Annotated in this window: 16 protein-coding genes; 11 read left to right on the top strand and 5 right to left on the bottom strand. The window is 42.4% G+C overall.

Features of this window, described 5'->3' with window-relative positions; all coding sequences use genetic code 11:
• Positions 1 to 120 precede the first annotated feature (120 nt).
• The 3 genes from BFP75_RS02000 (at position 121) to BFP75_RS02010 (ending at position 5,363) form a co-directional block, all read left to right on the top strand.
• Complete coding sequence (locus tag BFP75_RS02000) at positions 121 to 2,535, top strand: thiamine pyrophosphate-dependent enzyme (RefSeq protein ID WP_099543004.1); 2,415 nt, start codon at positions 121 to 123, stop codon at positions 2,533 to 2,535.
• A gap of 149 nt (positions 2,536 to 2,684) precedes the next feature.
• Positions 2,685 to 4,949, top strand: coding sequence for an aminotransferase class III-fold pyridoxal phosphate-dependent enzyme (locus BFP75_RS02005; protein ID WP_099543005.1), 2,265 nt, complete (start codon positions 2,685 to 2,687; stop codon positions 4,947 to 4,949).
• Between the two features lie 51 nt (positions 4,950 to 5,000).
• Entirely contained in the window at positions 5,001 to 5,363 is a 363-nt protein-coding gene (locus BFP75_RS02010; RefSeq protein ID WP_099543006.1) for a DoxX family protein, read from the top strand.
• Here BFP75_RS02010 and holA read toward each other — a convergent pair whose 3' ends face one another.
• On the bottom strand, positions 5,364 to 6,365 hold the full coding sequence (holA, locus tag BFP75_RS02015) for a DNA polymerase III subunit delta (RefSeq protein WP_099543007.1): 1,002 nt from the start codon (positions 6,363 to 6,365) through the stop codon (positions 5,364 to 5,366). It lies immediately after the preceding gene.
• Between the two features lie 26 nt (positions 6,366 to 6,391).
• On the opposite strand from holA, the gene BFP75_RS02020 reads away from it, so the two are divergent.
• The 3 genes from BFP75_RS02020 (at position 6,392) to BFP75_RS02030 (ending at position 8,805) form a co-directional block, all read left to right on the top strand.
• A complete protein-coding gene (locus tag BFP75_RS02020; RefSeq protein ID WP_099543008.1) occupies positions 6,392 to 6,838 on the top strand; it encodes a type I restriction enzyme HsdR N-terminal domain-containing protein in 447 nt (148 codons plus the stop codon).
• 12 nt (positions 6,839 to 6,850) lie between these two features.
• On the top strand, positions 6,851 to 7,855 hold the full coding sequence (locus tag BFP75_RS02025) for a glycosyltransferase family 2 protein (protein WP_099543009.1): 1,005 nt from the start codon (positions 6,851 to 6,853) through the stop codon (positions 7,853 to 7,855).
• 92 nt (positions 7,856 to 7,947) lie between these two features.
• Positions 7,948 to 8,805: an OmpA family protein gene (locus BFP75_RS02030; RefSeq protein ID WP_099543010.1), complete on the top strand. Its 858-nt coding sequence runs from the start codon at positions 7,948 to 7,950 to the stop codon at positions 8,803 to 8,805.
• A 51-nt stretch (positions 8,806 to 8,856) separates the two neighbouring features.
• Here the strand turns inward: BFP75_RS02030 and BFP75_RS02035 are convergent, their stop codons facing one another.
• The 4 genes from BFP75_RS02035 to BFP75_RS02050 all read right to left on the bottom strand — a co-directional run bounded on the left by BFP75_RS02035 (position 8,857) and on the right by BFP75_RS02050 (position 13,683).
• On the bottom strand, positions 8,857 to 9,048 hold the full coding sequence (locus tag BFP75_RS02035; protein WP_099543011.1) for a hypothetical protein: 192 nt from the start codon (positions 9,046 to 9,048) through the stop codon (positions 8,857 to 8,859).
• A gap of 751 nt (positions 9,049 to 9,799) precedes the next feature.
• Complete coding sequence (locus BFP75_RS02040; RefSeq protein ID WP_099543012.1) at positions 9,800 to 10,420, bottom strand: L-threonylcarbamoyladenylate synthase; 621 nt, start codon at positions 10,418 to 10,420, stop codon at positions 9,800 to 9,802.
• A gap of 9 nt (positions 10,421 to 10,429) precedes the next feature.
• A complete protein-coding gene (locus tag BFP75_RS02045) occupies positions 10,430 to 11,314 on the bottom strand; it encodes a family 16 glycosylhydrolase (protein ID WP_099543013.1) in 885 nt (294 codons plus the stop codon).
• A gap of 44 nt (positions 11,315 to 11,358) precedes the next feature.
• A complete protein-coding gene (locus BFP75_RS02050; protein ID WP_099543048.1) occupies positions 11,359 to 13,683 on the bottom strand; it encodes an ATP-dependent helicase in 2,325 nt (774 codons plus the stop codon).
• Between the two features lie 133 nt (positions 13,684 to 13,816).
• Here BFP75_RS02050 and BFP75_RS02055 point away from each other — a divergent pair, with 133 nt between their 5' ends.
• The 5 genes from BFP75_RS02055 to BFP75_RS02075 all read left to right on the top strand — a co-directional run bounded on the left by BFP75_RS02055 (position 13,817) and on the right by BFP75_RS02075 (position 18,751).
• A complete protein-coding gene (locus BFP75_RS02055) occupies positions 13,817 to 14,365 on the top strand; it encodes a DsrE family protein (RefSeq protein WP_099543014.1) in 549 nt (182 codons plus the stop codon).
• A 122-nt stretch (positions 14,366 to 14,487) separates the two neighbouring features.
• Complete coding sequence (locus BFP75_RS02060; RefSeq protein ID WP_099543049.1) at positions 14,488 to 15,795, top strand: amidohydrolase; 1,308 nt, start codon at positions 14,488 to 14,490, stop codon at positions 15,793 to 15,795.
• A 6-nt stretch (positions 15,796 to 15,801) separates the two neighbouring features.
• Positions 15,802 to 17,355 (top strand): FMN-binding glutamate synthase family protein, encoded by a 1,554-nt coding sequence (locus tag BFP75_RS02065; RefSeq protein WP_099543015.1) that lies wholly within the window; start codon positions 15,802 to 15,804, stop codon positions 17,353 to 17,355.
• A gap of 13 nt (positions 17,356 to 17,368) precedes the next feature.
• Positions 17,369 to 18,139: a hypothetical protein gene (locus BFP75_RS02070; protein WP_123803293.1), complete on the top strand. Its 771-nt coding sequence runs from the start codon at positions 17,369 to 17,371 to the stop codon at positions 18,137 to 18,139.
• 93 nt (positions 18,140 to 18,232) lie between these two features.
• A complete protein-coding gene (locus BFP75_RS02075) occupies positions 18,233 to 18,751 on the top strand; it encodes a hypothetical protein (protein ID WP_099543017.1) in 519 nt (172 codons plus the stop codon).
• The last annotated feature ends 139 nt before the right edge of the window (positions 18,752 to 18,890 follow it).

Here is an 18,890-nt window from a genome sequence, read left to right on the forward strand (position 1 = left end):
ATTCTACTGAGAATTTCACAAAATATTTAATTTCAAATAACATTTTTGCAACGGATAATGCATAAACCGGATTGCTAAAACGATTTCAATTCGGTATTTTTGTGAAAATTCGAAAAATACATGAAGGTTTCGTCCAAAACTAGCACTGATATATCATTTGAAGATTTTAAGGAACAGATTATAAATGACTATAAAATTGCTTTTTTAAGTAGGACCTGTAGCCTACTTGGGAGAAAAGAGGTGCTTACGGGCAAGGCCAAATTCGGAATCTTTGGGGATGGAAAGGAACTGCCCCAATTGGCCATGGCAAAATCTTTTCAAAATGGTGACTTTAGAAGCGGATATTACCGGGACCAAACCTTTATGATGGCCATAGGCCTCCTAAAACCCAAGGACTTTTTTCACGGACTCTATGCCACTACAGATATCCAAAAAGAGCCCATGAGCGCTGGCAGGCAGATGGGTGGACACTTTGGAACGTATAGCCTTAACGAGGACGGAAGTTGGAAAGACCTTACAAAACAGAAAAACAGTAGCGCAGACATTTCATGCACCGCTGGTCAGATGCCCAGGTTGTTAGGATTGGCGCAGGCCTCCAAAGTGTATAGGGAACTGGAAGGTCTCGATAGCTCCAAATTTTCAGACAATGGTAACGAGGTTGCCTGGGGCACCATTGGCAATGCCAGTACCAGTGAAGGTATGTTCTGGGAAACCATCAATGCAGCCGGGGTATTACAGGTTCCCATGGTCCTGAGTATCTGGGACGATGAGTACGGGATTTCCGTTCCGGCGAAATACCACACCACAAAAGAGGATATTTCAAAGGTGCTATCCGGATTCCAAAGGGACGACAACAACAAAGGTGTCGAGATCCTCAAGGTCAAAGGATGGGACTACACCGCCTTGATGCACACCTATGAAAATGCTGCCGATATTGCCAGGCAGGAACACGTTCCCGTCATCATCCATGTAACGGAACTTACGCAACCACAGGGGCATTCCACATCGGGATCCCACGAAAGATATAAGGATGATGAACGCCTGACCTGGGAGCGTGAAAACGATTGTAACAAAAGGTTTAGGGAGTGGATATTGGAATCTGGCATTGCCGATGAGGAAGAACTTTCCAATCTGGAAAAGCAAATAAAAAGAACCGTTCGTGAAGCCAAAAAAGAAGCTTGGACGGAATATCTGCAGGAACATCTAGCTTTGAAAAAGACGCTGGTCCAGTTGCTCAATGATGCCTCAAATTCAAGTTCCAACAAGAATTTTATTTCAAAAATCAAGAATGACCTAATTGCCATTGACGAGCCCGTTAAAAAGGATTTGGCCGTAGCCGCCCGAAAAGCCTTACGGTATCTCTTGGGTGAAAATTGCAAGGAACGCCAAAATTTGGCAAATTGGCTCAACAATTTCATTTTGGAATCGCAGCCCAAATTCAGTTCCCATCTTTACAGTGAAAATGACAACAGGGCCACCAAAGTAACCGCGATACCGCCTTCCTATGATTCCTCAAAGGAAGAGAAAATAGATGGTAGGGTGCTTTTACGGGATAATTTTGATAAATTATTTGAGAAGTATCCCCATGCGCTGGTCTTTGGGGAGGACACAGGTGCCATTGGCGACGTGAACCAGGGACTGGAAGGGTTACAGGCCAAATATGGGAAAATCCGCGTGGCCGATACAGGTATCAGGGAGACCACGATTATCGGTCAGGGTATAGGAATGGCCTTGAGAGGCTTACGTCCTATCGCGGAAATTCAATATCTGGACTACATATTTTATGCCCTTGCCACTTTAACGGACGATCTGGCAAGTCTTTTGTATAGAACCTTTGGAAAGCAAAAGGCTCCCCTCATCATTAGAACCCGTGGTCATCGTTTGGAAGGAATTTGGCATTCAGGATCGGAAATGGGCGGATTGATCCATGTTTTACGGGGCATATACATCTTGGCCCCAAGGAATATGACCCAGGCGGCAGGCTTCTATAACACCCTTATGAAAAGCGATGAACCCGCCTTGGTAATTGAAAGCCTTAACGGATATCGTTTGAAGGAACGTAAACCTACGAACTTGGGTGAATTCTGCACACCCATTGGTGTTGTGGAAAAAGTGAAGGAAGGTACGGACATTACAATAGTATCCTATGGTTCCACCCTGCGCATTGTAGAGCAAGCTGCCAAGGAATTATTGGAAGTAGGTATCGATGCCGAGATTATTGATGCCCAAACGTTGCTACCATTTGATATTCATGCGGATACGGTAAAAAGTGTACAAAAAACAAACCGATTATTGGTCATCGATGAAGATGTACCCGGCGGCTGTTCCTCGTACCTATTGACGGAAATCATCGAAAAACAGGGAGCTTACAGGTATCTTGACAGTGCCCCCCAGACCCTTACCGCCAAGGCTCACAGACCTGCGTACGGCAGCGATGGCGATTATTTTAGCAAACCCAATGTGGAGGACGTTTTTGAAAAGGTATATGCTATTATGAACGAAGCGAACCCCCAGGATTTCCCACCGTTGCGATAAATTTATAATTACAGTATTTCTTCATGCCATGGTCCGTTTCCAAAACGGCCACCCCGTCATACCATTATGGCAACTCCATCTAAAAATCGCTCTATTCTTTAGTATCTTTCCAATCGGAATATAATAAAGGACAATCTAAACAGTACAAAATGGAGGAGTGGCAAAAATCGATAGCAAAGGTTCTTCAACATCATTTTGATATTTCCAAACCTTCTATATCCGGCATGGAAGGATATGAAAGCCGAAATTTTAAAATTGTATCCCAAGAAAATTCGTATGTCCTGAAAGTCTACGAAGCTACCCCCTCCAATAAAGCTGAAATCGATGGGGAATCGAACAATTTAATGCAGCTCCAAGAATTGCATCGGTACGATTTTCCCTTGCCCCTCAAATCGAAAAATGGTACCTATTGGATACAAGAAAATGATACCCTATACCGATTGCTAACATATGTTGAGGGTGAATTTTTAGGTGACATTTCCCGTAGTAAAACCTTGGCCCATGCATTGGGGGTTTTTTTGGCGGAAATAGACACCATAACCATCCCTATGTACGACGCTCCTACCATGGCAAAGCAGACGGCTTGGGATCTTCGGCATTTCTATAAAAATGAAAAGTTCATAGCATATATTCCAGACCCCAAGCATCGGAGTTTGGTTGAATATTTCTTTATGCAGTTCAAAGAAAAGGTAATTCCGCAGCAAGGGCGATTACGAATGGGTATCGTTCATAACGATGCTAATGAATGGAACGTGTTGACCAGAAACAATTCCATATCGGGCATTATAGACTTTGGGGATATGTGCTACACTTGGACCATCAATGAACTGGCCGTGGCACTCACCTACTACATGATGGAAAAGGAAGATCCCTTGGAGTATGCCGTGGCGCTTATCAAAGGCTACCACTCCATTAGGCCGCTTGAGACAATAGAGTTGGACGTTCTTTATTATTTGATAGCCGCCCGTTTGTGTACCAGTGTCTGTAATTCGGCGTATGCCAAAAAGCAAAACCCCAATTCAGCATACATCATCGTCAGCGAGAAACCGGCTTGGAAACTATTGCACCTTTGGCTCACCATACATCCTATAGCGGCGAACAATGCCTTTAGAAAGGCCGCCGGTTTTCCATCGATACCAACGAACACCCTAAAAAAGGAGCTGGAACTTAGAAAAAAATTCATTAGTAGTTCCTTATCGCTAAGTTACAAGGAACCCATACATATGGTGCGATCGGCGTTCCAGTATATGTACGATGACAAAGGAAACACCATTTTGGATGCCTATAACAATATCATGCTGGTGGGTCACTGCCATCCAAAAGTCGTAGAGGCCGGACAGCGCACATTCGCCAGGCTGAACACCAACACCCGCTATGTGTATGACGAGCTCCAGTCCTATAGCGAGAAACTGTTGTCAAAATTCCCAGATTCCCTGAACAAGATCTTTTTTGTGAATTCTGGAAGTGCCGCAAGCGATCTGGCCATCCGCTTGGCCCAAACGCATACCCAAAAAAACAAGATAATGGTCATGGAACACGGGTACCATGGCAATACCCGCATGGGTGTCGATATCAGCCATTATAAATACGAACACCAAGGAGGTACGGGAAAAAAGGAATATATCCTGGAAGCACCCATGCCCAAGATTTTTGGATCTGGCTTTGATACCGAAGCAGATGCCTGTACCTATTATGCTGGGAAAACACAGTCAGAAATTGAAAAATACAAATCGGAAATTGGTGCGTTCATTGCAGAACCTATTATTGGGTGTGGAGGGCAGGTACCGCTACCCAAAGACTACCTAAGGCACATCTATCCAAAAATACGGGCACAGGGCGGGGTGTGCATTAGCGATGAAGTCCAAGTAGGCTTCGGGAGGCTGGGCAAGTACTTTTGGGGCTATCAAATGTACGATGTCGTTCCCGATATTGTCATACTAGGAAAACCCATGGGAAATGGGCATCCCATAGGCGCAGTCATCACCACCAATGAAATTGCCCAAAGCTTTGAAAACGGATTGGAGTTTTTTAGTTCATTTGGGGGCAATCCCGTATCCTGCGCTATTGGAGAGGCCGTATTGGATGTCATCCAGGAAGAGCAATTGGATGCCCAAGCCCAACAAACAGGATCCTATTTAAAAGATCTTTTGGTAGACTTAGGCAAACGGTTTCCAGAGCTGGCCGATGTGCGGGGCGAAGGTCTGTTCCTAGGCGTGGAAATTACGGACGAAAACAACCAACCTGATAAAAAACACGCCCAATATCTAAAAAATGGATTGAGAAATAACAATATACTCATTGGAACGGATGGCCCACAGGACAATGTCTTGAAGATAAAGCCTCCCTTATATTTTAACAGGGATAATTGCAATATGCTGATAAGCCAAATGGAAATGCTTTTACAGAAAAAATAATTTATCTACCTTTAGAGGGACTAATCAAATAAATAAAATATTTCCCCCCAAATGAAAGATATAGGTCTTGCCTTTTTCAGAATTGCCGTTTCCGCCATGATGATCACCCATGGTCTTCCTAAATTTCAAAAATTGATATCCGGTAACTTTGAGTTTGGTGACCCCATTGGAATTGGTGCTGCCCCATCGTTGTTCCTTGCGGTCATTGGAGAGTTCATCTGTCCCATCCTGGTAATTATTGGTTTTAAGACCCGTTTTGCGGCGATACCCACGGCTATCACTATGGCCGTTGCAGGTTTTATAGCACATGCCGCAGATTCTTTTGGCACAAAGGAAAAAGCCTTGTTATACCTGGTAGCGTTCATTACCATCGCCTTGTTGGGACCCGGGAAATTCAGTATTGATAAGAAGTAATCAAAGGATCTTATACAAAAGTTCCTTTAAGAGGTCCGCTTGGTCTATATTAGAGGCATTCACGCCCTTTCCCTTAAGATCAAGCTCCCGCAGGCTGCCTATGATCTGACTCACCCTTTTCATAGGGAAATTTCTTGCCGCTGTTTGATATTCACCCACAAAATAGGGATTAATTTTTAGTACACTGGCCACATTTTTGGGAGAGTGGTCATTAAGACCATGGTATTGCAATAATTGTGCGAAAAAGCTATGCAATAGTGTTATCGTAAGCACAAAGGGATTGTCCTTGGGGTTTTGGGCAAAGTAGTTGACTATTTTAGTCGCCTTCAATATGTTACGTTCACCAATGGCCTTTTTAAGTTCAAAATTGTTGTAATCCTTGCTTATTCCAATGTATTGTTCAATATCGTCCGGTGTAATTTCCTTTTTTTGGGGAATGGCCAATTTAAGCTTTTCCAGTTCATTGTGTATTCTTCCCAAATCCGTGCCCAAATATTCAACCAACATAATGGCGGCCTTATGGGAAATGGAGTAACCACCGGAAACCAAGGTTTTTCGTAACCATTCAGAAACTTGGTTCTCATAAAGTTTGTTGCTCTCAAAAACGACGCCGTTTTTCTTTATGTGCTTATAAAGGGTTTTTTTTTTGTCGAGTTTCTTGTATTTATAGCAGAAAACCAGCACTGTGCTCATTTGGGGATTTTGGGCATAGGGGCTAAGATTTTCGATGGTTCTGGACAAATGTTGGGCCTCTTTGACAATGACGACTTGTCTTTCGGCCATCATGGGGAACCGTTTTGCATTTCCAACGATATCCTCTATGGAAACGTCCCTTCCGTACAAGACCATTTGGTTGAAACCCTTTTCCTCTTCCGTTAAGACCTTGTCAGCTATATAGGATGCTATCTTGTCAATAAAGTAGGCTTCCTCACCAAATAGGAAATAAATGGGTTTTATATTTCCCTGCTTTATGTCATTTACGATTTGTAGTGCTTCGTCCATTCGGAAAAAATCATCAATTTTGTACCATGCAGCCGCTTAACTTTCCCAAGTATGACTTTAGGTTCAAAAGTAGTCAAAATTCGGCCCTTATTTTTGACATGGTCCGCAAAAAGTTTGTGGTGCTCACACCGGAAGAATGGGTTAGGCAGCATGTACTTACGTTTCTTACCCTGGAAAAAAAATATCCGTTAAGCCATATAAACGTTGAAAAACAGATCGTCTATAACGGATTACGAAAAAGGTATGATATCGTCATCTTTAACCCAAACGGCACCATCCATTTATTGGTCGAGTGCAAGGCGCCACACATCAACATTTCCCAAACCACCTTTGATCAAATTGCCCAATATAATTTTAAGCTAAATGCCTCCTATTTAATGGTTACGAATGGATTGGAACATTACATGTGCCAAATGAATTTCCAAGATGAAAAATATAAGTTTTTAAAGGAGATTCCTGAATTTAGCCGTTAATTTGCAATCGTTTTGAAGATTGCCATTGTCATACTTAATTGGAACGGGGAGGTGCTCCTGGAACGCTATTTGCCATCGGTCGTAAAATATTCCGAAGGAATTGCGGATATTTATGTTGCCGATAATGCGTCTACTGACGGTTCCATCGAATTTCTTAAACAGCATTATCCGAACATCCATATAGTTCAAAACAGTGCGAACGGTGGATTCGCCAAAGGCTATAACGATGCCTTAAGAAATGTACAGGCCGATATCTACTGTCTATTGAATTCCGATGTAGAGGTCTCAAAAGACTGGCTTACGCCTGTTATCGAATTTTTCATTGAACGTTCCGATGCCGCCATTGTCCAACCAAAAATTTTAGATTTATTAAAAAGGGATTATTTTGAGTATGCGGGAGCGGCCGGAGGTTTTATAGACCAATTGGGATATCCGTTTTGTAGGGGAAGGATCTTCCAAAGTCTTGAAAAAGACCAAGGGCAGTACGATGATGTAAGAGAAATCTTTTGGGCCACCGGTGCCTGTATGTTTGTGCGTTCCAAGGTATATTGGGAATTGGAAGGATTTGACCCCGATTATTTCGCGCATCAGGAGGAGGTAGATTTTTGCTGGAGGGCCAAAAACCAAGGGTACAAGGTGTTTTATTTGGGTGCTTCCAAGGTGTACCATCTTGGTGGATCTACATTGAGCAATATGAACCCAAAAAAAACCTACCTTAACTTTAGGAATTCACTTTTTTCGATTACCAAGAACCTTCCAAGAAGAAAGGCCCTAATTATTATTGCCGTTCGGCTTTTATTGGATGGCATTGCTGCGGTGCGCTTTATCATTCAATTTAGGTTTAGACATTGTTGGGCCATATTACGGGCACATCTAAGTTTTTATCGTAAGTTTAGGGGTATGTATAAAAAGCGTGAAAAAGCTAAATTCATATTAAAATATTATATTGTAAAATCCATCGTATGGTCTTACTTCGTAAATGGAGTAAAGAATTTTAACATTTTAGTAAAAGATTAACTAAGAACCACTATAAACGTTTGTCAAAAACTATAATTTTGATTCCGTTTAAGTAAATAAGTAAATAACAAACATTAATATAGTAAGCAATTATGAAAAAAATCGTTTTAGGCTGTCTTGGAGTAACGCTATTATTGTCTTCCTGTGTTTCACAGAAGAAATATGCCGATCTTGAGGCAAAACAAAAAGAGACCCAAGATTTATTGAATTCGGCAACCGTGAAGTTGAACGATTGTTTGGAAGAAAAGGCCACGGCCTCATCAAGGCTTCAAACCTTGGAAGATCAAAATGCCTTTTTGAAAGCCAATAATCAGGAGTTGATCAATAACATGGGCAACCTAACGACCTTAACCACCAAAGGTGCCGAGAACTTAGAGAAATCCTTAGAGAGTTTAAAAGAGAAAGATCTAACGATCCGTAAGCTGAACGATGCGATTACCAGAAGGGACTCCGTAAACCTTTCCTTGGTACAGAGCTTAAAAGGCGTTTTGGGCAATTTGGATGACGAGGATATTGAAATCAGCGTAGAGAAAGGTGTTGTTTTCGTATCTATTTCCGATAAACTATTATTTAGCAGCGGAAGCTACAACGTAACCAATAGAGCTAAAGAAGTTCTTGGGAAAGTAGCCAAAGTAGTTAACAACAAGCCCGATTTTGAGTTTATGGTAGAAGGCCATACCGATAATGTACCTTACAGAAGTGGCGTATTGTTGGACAACTGGGACCTAAGTGTGAAAAGAGCTACTGCGGTAGTTAGAATATTGCAAAACGATTTTGGTGTTGATCCCAAGCGTATGACCGCTGCGGGTAGGGCTGAATATGTTCCTGTTTCCCAAACTGAGAAATCCAAGAACAGAAGAACAAGAATCGTTGTACTTCCAAAAATCGATCAGTTCTATAGCATGATTGAAGAGGGAATGAAAGATCCTGCCATCAATGGTGGACGATAATTACTCCCTTCAAAATATATTTAAAAGGCGGCTCCAATGGAGCCGCTTTTTTTATTCCAATTTTCCGGACATTTTTAGATAATCCCTTAAAACCAATAAGAACAAGACCAACCAAATTAAACGATAAACCCAGATATTCATTTCTAATCCAAAAAATTGTCCCGTATCGCCCATACCGAAAAAGCTATAGACAATCGTTACCACAGCGATAGCCATTCCTATAATTAGTATTGTCTTTCTCATTTATCTATCATTAAATATTGATTATACATTAATTTTCGGAACTATTGAACAAGTTATTGAATATAAGGTAATTGTCTCTTGTTTTTAGTTTTTCATACGTTTAAAATTAGGTCAATAGCTTGATTTTTAAGCATTTCCTTTTATAGAGGTATTTAACCTACCATAACAAATCCCTCGATGAGGGTTTCATTTGATTTTGGATAGGATTATGGGCTCCTCCCTTTTGATAAAGGGAGGTGGCGCGACCTAAGTCGCGCCGGGGGTTAGAAAGCACGGATCACAATGATAGGACCAAAAGCACAGGGATAGCTCCCAAATTTTGGGTCAGGTTAAACTCCCCGTCCCGCAAGCGGGCCACCCCACTTCATCTGAAGCGGGGAGCTGTTAAAATAATCCACTATTCCAATATTAAAAATTTTAACGCATCATTAGTAATCATAAAAATTAATATAGTTTTTGAATAAAAACCCATCGTGTATTTTTAAACATTGTATGTCTCCAAGTGGTTTATAGAATAAAATAAGAAAGTTGGAATTGAGAAGTGGAATTTTTATTTGGTTTTTTCTCGATACGATTTTGCAGACCACAAAATCACTCGAACCGACAACGTATTAGGTCTTCGGATTCAAAGTAAACTACCTCGGGGCAAGCCCACTAGGCATTCGCAGGAAACAAATTTTTAATTTCAAGGCAAGCCTCGGAGTATTAAACCCTTTGGCGGTGCCAATAAAGATAGGAAATGCTATAACTTTTAAATGATATCGATATCCCCCTTGCCTTCCCTTATGACCTCTGGAAAACCTGTGGACAGGTCTATGATGGTAGAGGCCACATTGCCCCCATATCCCCCATCAATCACAATATCCACCAAATTATCCCATTTTTCATAAATCAGTTCTGGGTCCGTGGTATACTCCAAAACATCGTCATCATCCCTAATGGAGGTCGACACAATGGGATTGCCCAGTCCCTGTACCAAGGCTCTGGCAATGTTATTGTCCGGCACCCGTATTCCCACGGTCTTCTTCTTTTTAAAATCCTTAGGCAAGTTATTGTTCCCAGGCAAAATAAAAGTATAGGGTCCTGGCAAGGCCCTTTTTAGGATTTTAAACGTAGCGGTATCTATTTGTCTGGCATAATCAGAAAGGTTGCTTAAATCGGCACAAATGAAGGACCAATTTGCTTTTTCTAATTTAATGCCCTTGATCCTGGCAATTTTTTCAAGGGCCCTTGAATTGGTAATATCACATCCCAGACCGTAGACCGTATCCGTAGGATATATAACCAGTCCCCCTTTTCGCAATACCTGTGCCACTTTGGCTATCTCCTTTGGATTGGGGTTCTCTTCGTATATTCTAATAAGTTCGGCCATGTAATTCTATTATTTCTGATACACCCTTACATAATCTACTTCCATAACCGCTGGAAAAATAGTGTTGTCCACACCTTCAAGTCCGCCCCAATTTCCACCAACGGCAATATTAATCAAAAAATAAAAAGGCTTTGAAAAGGGCCAATTATCCGAACTGGAATTCGCCGGTCTTATGAAGTTCAGTTGCACATTTTCCGCAGTGTCTATGTAAAACCTCATATATTTATCCGTCCAAAGAACGCCATAGGTGTGAAATTCTTCCTCTATAGTTTCCAAAGGCACGGGTCCGGAAGTAATCTGGGTGCCCTTGACATGATTGTTCGCTGTACTATGAATAGAAAAATGGACCTCGTTTGGGCTGTAGCTCACATATTCCATAATATCAATTTCGCCACAAGCGGGCCATCCAACGGAATTTATATCGTTGCCCAACATCCAAAGGGCCGGCCAAATTCCCTTTCCTTTATACTCGGGAATTTTAGCGCGAATCTCAATTTTGCCATATCTGAACTCTTTCTTGCTATTTAATCTAGCGGAGGTATAATTACTCCCATCAAAGATCTCTTTTTTGGCAATGATCTTTAAAGTGCCATCGCCAACTTCCACATTGCCCTCGCTGATATAATTTTGAAGTTCATTGTTTCCCCAACCGTGATTCCCCGTTTCAAGCTTCCAGTTTTCAGTGGAAAGTGTCGTACCATCGAATTCATCGCTCCAAACCAATTGTGCATCGTCCCAATAATCGGGAGCAAAGACATCTTCCCCGGTAGGGGGAGTCTCAAAATTTTCAGGAAGAACGCTTTCCAATGGCTCTTCTGCTACGGAAGAACTTTGACAAGATGCCATCAAAAAAGAAAAGGCGATAAACAGAATGGACAATCTATATTTTATCATCGGTAAAGAAATTTATACCAATTTAGTGATTTAAGCCTTAACCGTTATAGGACCTCCAATTTTGCAAACCTAAGCAGTAGTTTTTTTACATCGCCTTGATCAAACTTGATTTCCGCCTTTCGATCATTTCCTACCCCTTCTATCTTGAGTACTTTGCCCCTACCGAATCTGGAGTGGTTCACCAAGACTCCCTCTTCCAGGCCTGGATCTATCCTATTGGTGTTTCCTACAGGTTGTGAAAGTTCAGGTTTGATCTTCCTTAATTTTTTAAGTTGGCTTATGTTCGGTCGATCTATACTAGGAGGAGTTCCTCTTACAGGCTTTGTTTGTCGTAACCTACTTTTGTCCACCTCGCCAAAAATATCGGCATCAATCATGGACTTGTAACGATATCCACCATCCAAAGGAGTTAGGTTCTCTACGTACTGCTCATCGATTTCTTCTAAAAACCGGCTAGGTTCCGCATCTATCAATTTTCCCCATCGATATCGGTTTTGGGTATAGGTCAAGTACGCCTGTTTTTCCGCACGGGTCAAGGCCACATAAAAAAGCCTTCGCTCCTCCTCCAACTCACTTCTCGTATTCATGCTCATCCCTGAAGGGAAAAGATCTTCCTCCATCCCAACGATATATACATATGGAAACTCCAGCCCTTTGGCAAGGTGAATGGTCATAAGGGCCACACGGTCATCATCCCCGGTATCGTTATCCAAATCCGTTGCCAAGGCCACGTCCTCCAAAAATTCACTGAGCCCTCCCGTCGCATCCGCAATTTCCTTTTGCCCTTCCACAAAGTCCTTGATACCGTTGAGCAACTCCTCTATATTTTCCATACGGGCAATACCTTCTGGGGTACCGTCCTTTTTAAATTCCAATAAGAGTCCGGTTTTCTTGGCTACATGCTCCGCCAGGGTAAAGGCATCGGTTCCCTCGTTCATGATTTGAAAGCTTTTGACCATGGTAACAAAATCCTCCAATTTCCTTTTGGTACCCGAATTTATTTTCAAGTCAATTTTGGAAATGTTTTCTATGACCTCAAATATGGAACGTCCGTAATGATTTGCGGCAACCACCAACTTATCGATAGTTGTTTGTCCTATGCCACGCGCAGGAAAATTGATGACCCGTTTTAAGGCTTCCTCGTCCTTTGGGTTAATGACCAACCTGAGATATGAAAGCACATCCTTGATCTCCTTGCGTTGATAAAAGGAAAGTCCGCCGAAGATCCTATAAGGAATGTCCCTTTTACGCAAGGCATCCTCAATGGCCCTGGATTGGGAGTTAGTACGGTACAAAACGGCAAATTCCCCGTTGGACATTTGGTGCTGCATTTTATGGTCCCAAATGGAATTGGCCACAAAGCGACCTTCCTCCGCATCGTTAATGCTTCTATGGATTTTTATGGCCGCACCGTCATCGTTGGCCGTCCAGACGTTTTTCTCCAGTTGATTTTTGTTCTTGGCAATGATGGAATTGGCAGCATTCACGATATTTTTTGTGGATCGATAATTCTGTTCCAAGCGATACATGCCCACATTGTCATAGTCCCGTTGAAAATTCAGTATATTACTAATGTTGGCACCCCTAAAGGAATAAATACTCTGGGCGTCGTCACCTACTACACAAATATTCTGAAAACGGTCCGCCAGAGCGCGTACGATCAAATATTGGGAGTGATTGGTATCCTGATACTCATCCACCAGAATATACCGGAAACGATCTTGGTATTTTAAGAGTACATCGGGAAAACGGGTCAGCAATTCGTTGGTCCTTAAAAGCAGGTCATCAAAATCCATGGCCCCGGCCTTAAAACAGCGCTCTACATAATTCTGGTAAATATCCCCAATCCTTGGTCTTTTTGCCATGGCATCGGCCTCCATAAGTTCAGGATTATTAAAGTAGGCCTTTACCGTAATGAGACTGTTCTTAAAGGAAGAAATACGATTTTGGACCTGTTTATACTTATAGATATCCTTGTCCAACCCCATTTCCTTAATGATTGAGGCTATTAATCGTTGCGAGTCCTGGGTATCATAAATGGTAAAATTGCTTGGAAAGCCCAACTTGTCCCCATCATACCGCAATAATTTGGCAAATACGGAATGAAAAGTACCCATCCATAGGTTTTTGGTTTCTGAAACCCCTACGATTTCTGAAATCCGTTTTTTCATCTCACGGGCTGCCTTGTTGGTAAATGTCAATGCCAAGATATTAAAGGCGTCCACCCCCTGATCCATCAAATAGGCAATACGGTATGTAAGCACCCTGGTTTTTCCCGATCCAGCGCCGGCAATGACCATAAGAGGCCCATCCTTATGCAGAACAGGGGCCTTTTGGGCTTCATTTAACTCATCAATAAAAGACCTCAACGTAATTCTTTTTTTAAGGTGTGAATTTAGCCATAATTGCACGATACCGAAAATGATGTTTTTTAGATTTATAAACAATGTGGCAAGTCGTTTGTTCCTTTTTAAATATATTTAGCCAATCATTTATTTTGATATGAATAATTTTCAAAAATCCGTAGGCCTTCTGCTCCTCATCCAAATTTCATTTCATTCTGCCACGGCCCAAGAAAAGGAACCTGGGCCAATCATTGAAGACTATGGCGAGGTCTGGAAAATTGAAAACCAGGATTACCCCTTGGATACTTCAAAAACGTTCAAGGCCGTATTCGATATTATGACCTCACCCGATGACTTGGACCAAGTAAACCCTTCCATAGAGACAGCAGCCAGATTTTTGAACATGCACGGCCAGAACGGGATACCGTTGGATCAATTAAAAGTAGCCTTGGTCATTCACAATAAGGCTTCCAAAGATGTTATCTCAACCGAAGCATATCAGAAAAAATTCGGGACCAAAAACCCCAATGAAGCATTGTTAAAAGCACTAATGGCCGCCAATGCGGAAGTCATTTTCTGTGGACAATCCTCCGTATCCAGGGAATTCCCAAAAGAAGAATTAATAGACGGCGTACAACTGTCCTTAAGTGCCATGACCGCATTGATACAATTACAGGACGATAATTATAGACTGATCAAATTTTAAACCTACATGATGCAATGAGCCATAAAAACTCTTGAAAATCAGCAAGATAATCCGTGGCGAATTGCAAACCCATGCCGATAAAAACCGAAGCATGGCCTTTTACTAACAATAAAAATTATCAAATGAAAAAACTTGGATTACTTACTTTTCTATGCTGCGGAATGACGGTTTTCGCCCAAAAATCCATGGAAAAGGATTTTAGCGCCATTGAGGACAAGGTTATCGAATGGAGAAGGTATTTCCATGAACACCCGGAATTGTCCAATAGGGAATTTGAAACAGCTGAAAAAATAGCAGATCATTTGAAAAGCCTTGGAATTGAGGTACAGACCGGTGTGGCCCATACCGGTGTGGTGGGCATTTTAAAAGGAAACAAACCTGGGAAGGTGGTGGCACTTAGAGCCGATATAGATGCCTTGCCCGTAACCGAGCGAAATGACCTTCCTTTTAAAAGCAACGTAAAATCAGAATATTTGGGAACCGAAGTGGGTGTCATGCACGCGTGTGGACACGATACACATATTGCCATTCTTATGGGCGTAGCCGAAGTATTATCAAAGAACAAGGATAAGATCAAAGGTACCGTTAAATTCATATTTCAACCCGCAGAGGAAGGAGCGCCCCCAGGAGAGGAAGGTGGTGCCGCTTTGATGATCAAGGAAGGTGTTTTACAGAGTCCAGATGTGGACGCCATTTTTGGATTGCACATCAATTCCCAAACCCCTGTGGGGATGATCAGATATAAGTCGGGAGGTACCTTGGCGGCCGCACAACGGTTCGTAATCAATGTAAAAGGAAAGCAGAGCCACGGCTCACAACCTTGGTCCGGTGTAGATCCCATTTTAATTAGCGCCAAAATCATTGATGGCCTACAAACAATCATCAGCCGGGAAATGAACCTTACCAACGAGGCTGCCGTAATTACTGTAGGCAAAATTACCTCAGGCGTTAGAAACAACATCATTCCAGAAAGTGCGGAAATCGTTGGTACCATCCGGACCTTGGACTATGATATGCAAAAACAACTGAACCGAAGAATGAAGGAAATGGTACAGTCCATCGCAGAGGCCTATCGTGGGGAGGCCACTACGGAGATTGCATCAGGAACGGCCATCACCTATAACAATCCAGAATTGGTTACCCAAATGATACCGACCATGGAAGCCGTTGCAGGAAAGGAAAACGTAGTGGTCGCCAAGGCCGTTACGGGTGCGGAGGACTTCTCGTTCTATCAAGAGAAAGTGCCCGGCTTCTTTTTCTTTTTGGGCGGCATGACCCCAGGAACCACGGAATCCTTTCCACATCACACCCCAGATTTCAGGATTGATGACAGTGGTTTGTTATTGGGCGTAAAAACCCTTACTGCCATGAGTCTGGATTACCTGAACAGTGATAAAACCCCAAGATTGGAAAATCAACCAAAAGGATAATTTTCAATGGCTTACCAGATTGTATTACTTGCCATTATTCCATGGTGGGTATGGATTATTATCTTCTTGGCCTTGGTGGCCATTTGGGATATTTTCATTCAGAGGAAACATACCATTAAACACAATTATCCCATTGTAGGGCATTTAAGATATTGGCTGGAAAGTATCGGCCCGGAAATGCGCCAATATTTTGTGGCAAATAACCGTGAGGAGCTGCCCTTTAATAGGATTGAACGTGGTTGGATCTATGCATCGGCCAAAAAAGAGAACAATTACGAGGGTTTTGGTACGGATCGAGACATTTATGCCCATCAACATGTTTTTATCAAAAATAGCATGATGGCCTATAAGGTTCCCCAGGGCCACCCCAACGAACTGGACCCCACTTTTATTCCATGCGCAAAAGTTATGGGAGCTTTCCATAAGAGAAAAAGGCCTTACAGGCCAGCGAGCGTCATCAATGTATCGGCCATGAGCTTTGGATCATTATCGGCAGCAGCCGTAGAGGCCATGAACATTGGCGTTAAAAAATGTGGCGCCTACCATAATACGGGTGAAGGCGGACTTTCCCCGTATCACAAGCAAGGTGGTGATGTAATTTTCCATTTCGGTACGGGATATTTCGGTGTTAGAACTCCGGATGGAAATTTTTCCATGGAAAAAATGAAAAAGCTTGTTGATGATAATCCCTGCATAAAAGCAATTGAAATAAAACTGTCCCAAGGCGCTAAACCGGGAAAGGGAGGTGTTTTGCCCGGAGCGAAAATTACCTATGAATTGGCGGAGATCAGAGGGGTTGAAGTGGGAAAGGATGTTCTATCCCCGGCAACCCATAAGGCATTCTCCTCAGTACCAGAACTTATGGAGCTCATAGAGCAAATTGCGGATAAAACCGGATTGCCTGTTGGTATTAAGGCGGCCATTGGAAAACTGGACCAATGGGAAGAATTGGCCAACCTGATGCTAAAAACTGGAAAAGGGCCGGATTTTATTACCGTAGATGGTGGGGAAGGTGGTACGGGTGCTGCCCCTCCATCCTTCGCAGATCATGTATCCCTACCATGGGTATACGGCTTCTCCAGTGTATACAAGGTTTTTCTTGATCGAAAATTGACGGACAGGATCCTTTTCATAGGAAGTGGCAAACTAGGCTTCCCCGCCAAAGCGGCCATGGCCTTTGCTATGGGAATAGATTGTATCAATGTTGCGCGTGAGGCCATGATGAGCATTGGTTGCATCCAGGCCCAGGTATGTCACACCAACAGATGTCCCACGGGTATCGCCACACAGAACAAATGGCTACAGAATGGTATTGACATCCCATTAAAGTCGGATAGATTGGCCCAATATTTCAAGACCTTCCGAAAGGAATTTTTGGAAATTACCCATGCGTCGGGATACGAACATCCCTGTCAATTTACCATGGACGACGTGCAAGTAAACCTAGATGACAACGAATTGAACAAGAGCCTTGCCTATGCATACGGATATAATAAACCCAAAGTACCCTTTAATGGTGTTCAGGAATTGAAAGACTGTTCGTATCTTGGCGGCAAATAAAATGCAAGTTTCCATGAAGAAAATTTTACCCCTTTTGATCGTTACTTTTTGTTTTATCGGTATGATGAATGCCCAGAAAAAAAGTGAGCTTATTGAGCAGAACCAGGAATTAAAATATCGTTTGGATTCCATAACGCGGCTAATTTCAACGGCACAGTCGAGTCAAAAAAGAAGTGAAATCATAGCAGAGGACTTGCAGGCACAAGTGACCGAATTACAGGATGCGAACGCTACCTTGCTCAAAAACCTGAACAGTTTTGCGGCCCTATCCAGCCAAAATTCAGAAAATATAAACAAGACCTTGGCCACCTTGGAGCGCAAGGAGGCTCAACTAAGAGGCATTGTAGACGGTGTGGCCAGCAATGACTCCACGGCCATTGTGATATTGACAAATGCCAAGCAAACATTGGGCGAGAATGCCAAGGTACAAGTGGGCAATGGTTCCGTGATTATCTCCGAAAAATTGGATTTCTATTTTGCCGATGGATTGGGTTCCAAGGTTCAAGAATCGGCCAAACCCTGGTTGGAAAAAATTTCGAAAATCATAGCCACCAATCCAAAATCGGCCATTACCGTATCCGGATTGAGTATGACCGGCGAATTGGATATAGCACTAGCACAAGCCTCTTCCGTAGCACAGATCCTCATAAAGGATTACGGTATAGAAGGTGCCAAGGTTAGTGCCAAAGGAATGGATGGAGGACTACGGGAATCTCTGCAAATTGAGATCCATCCGGACTACAAATCCTTCTATGCAACCGCTAAAGACGATGTGAAAAATTAAAATTGCATTTCATCGATCAAGTCATATACTAATTGAGAAAACTGGTCGTTAAAGAGTCATGAATCGTGAACTAACCAGTTTAAAATTATAAGAATGACTTCAGATCAAATTTTTCAACTTTTTGCTTATTTATTGCCATCGATCGTAACCGGTGCCATTGCTTTCTATTTTTTTAGGATGCATACCAACAATGAAGAAGGAAGAAGACGTTTTTTATTGCATAAGGATTCCCAGAAGGATACATTACCCATTCGTTTGCAGGCCTATGAACGTATGGCACTGTTTTTGGAGCGGATTGCCATACCAAGTTTGGTGGTTCGTGTAGCTCCAAAAAGTCAGGATAAGGATGCCTATGAAAATTTATTGATCAAAAGCATTGAAACGGAATTCGATCACAATCTTACCCAACAAATCTATATGACGGACGAATGTTGGAACATTATTAAGGCTGCCAAAAACGCTACTGTTCAAATGATACGAAAAGCGGCCATGAGCCAATCTGAAACCGCAGATAAACTTCGTGAGGATATTTTGAACGATACCATGGAAAAGGCCTCCCCATCCGCTACCGCCCTATCCTTTGTGAAAAAGGAAATTGGGGAATTGTGGTAGTTGGTTGTTGGTTGTTGGTTGTTGGTTGTTGGTTGTTGGTTGTTGGTTGTTGGTTGTTGGTTGTTGGTTGTTGGTTGTTGGTTGTTGGTAGAAGTTATAAAGTAGTCCGTAAAAATCAAAATCCTGAACCGGTAACTTT

Source organism: Maribacter sp. 4G9 (assembly GCF_002742265.1).
In the GTDB taxonomy this organism is placed as follows: Bacteria; Bacteroidota; Bacteroidia; order Flavobacteriales; family Flavobacteriaceae; genus Maribacter.

What these genes read in the sequence shown, in the direction of transcription:
- holA (WP_099543007.1), bottom strand. Translation starts at nt 6,365, where the DNA reads ATGGACGAAGCACTACAAATCGTAAATGACATAAAGCAGGGAAATATA.
- BFP75_RS02005 (WP_099543005.1), top strand. Translation starts at nt 2,685, where the DNA reads ATGGAGGAGTGGCAAAAATCGATAGCAAAGGTTCTTCAACATCATTTT.
- BFP75_RS02060 (WP_099543049.1), top strand. Translation starts at nt 14,488, where the DNA reads ATGAAAAAACTTGGATTACTTACTTTTCTATGCTGCGGAATGACGGTT.
- BFP75_RS02020 (WP_099543008.1), top strand. Translation starts at nt 6,392, where the DNA reads ATGCAGCCGCTTAACTTTCCCAAGTATGACTTTAGGTTCAAAAGTAGT.
- BFP75_RS02030 (WP_099543010.1), top strand. Translation starts at nt 7,948, where the DNA reads ATGAAAAAAATCGTTTTAGGCTGTCTTGGAGTAACGCTATTATTGTCT.
- BFP75_RS02045 (WP_099543013.1), bottom strand. Translation starts at nt 11,314, where the DNA reads ATGATAAAATATAGATTGTCCATTCTGTTTATCGCCTTTTCTTTTTTG.
- BFP75_RS02065 (WP_099543015.1), top strand. Translation starts at nt 15,802, where the DNA reads ATGGCTTACCAGATTGTATTACTTGCCATTATTCCATGGTGGGTATGG.
- BFP75_RS02055 (WP_099543014.1), top strand. Translation starts at nt 13,817, where the DNA reads ATGAATAATTTTCAAAAATCCGTAGGCCTTCTGCTCCTCATCCAAATT.
- BFP75_RS02035 (WP_099543011.1), bottom strand. Translation starts at nt 9,048, where the DNA reads ATGAGAAAGACAATACTAATTATAGGAATGGCTATCGCTGTGGTAACG.
- BFP75_RS02040 (WP_099543012.1), bottom strand. Translation starts at nt 10,420, where the DNA reads ATGGCCGAACTTATTAGAATATACGAAGAGAACCCCAATCCAAAGGAG.
- BFP75_RS02070 (WP_123803293.1), top strand. Translation starts at nt 17,369, where the DNA reads ATGAAGAAAATTTTACCCCTTTTGATCGTTACTTTTTGTTTTATCGGT.
- BFP75_RS02010 (WP_099543006.1), top strand. Translation starts at nt 5,001, where the DNA reads ATGAAAGATATAGGTCTTGCCTTTTTCAGAATTGCCGTTTCCGCCATG.
- BFP75_RS02075 (WP_099543017.1), top strand. Translation starts at nt 18,233, where the DNA reads ATGACTTCAGATCAAATTTTTCAACTTTTTGCTTATTTATTGCCATCG.
- BFP75_RS02000 (WP_099543004.1), top strand. Translation starts at nt 121, where the DNA reads ATGAAGGTTTCGTCCAAAACTAGCACTGATATATCATTTGAAGATTTT.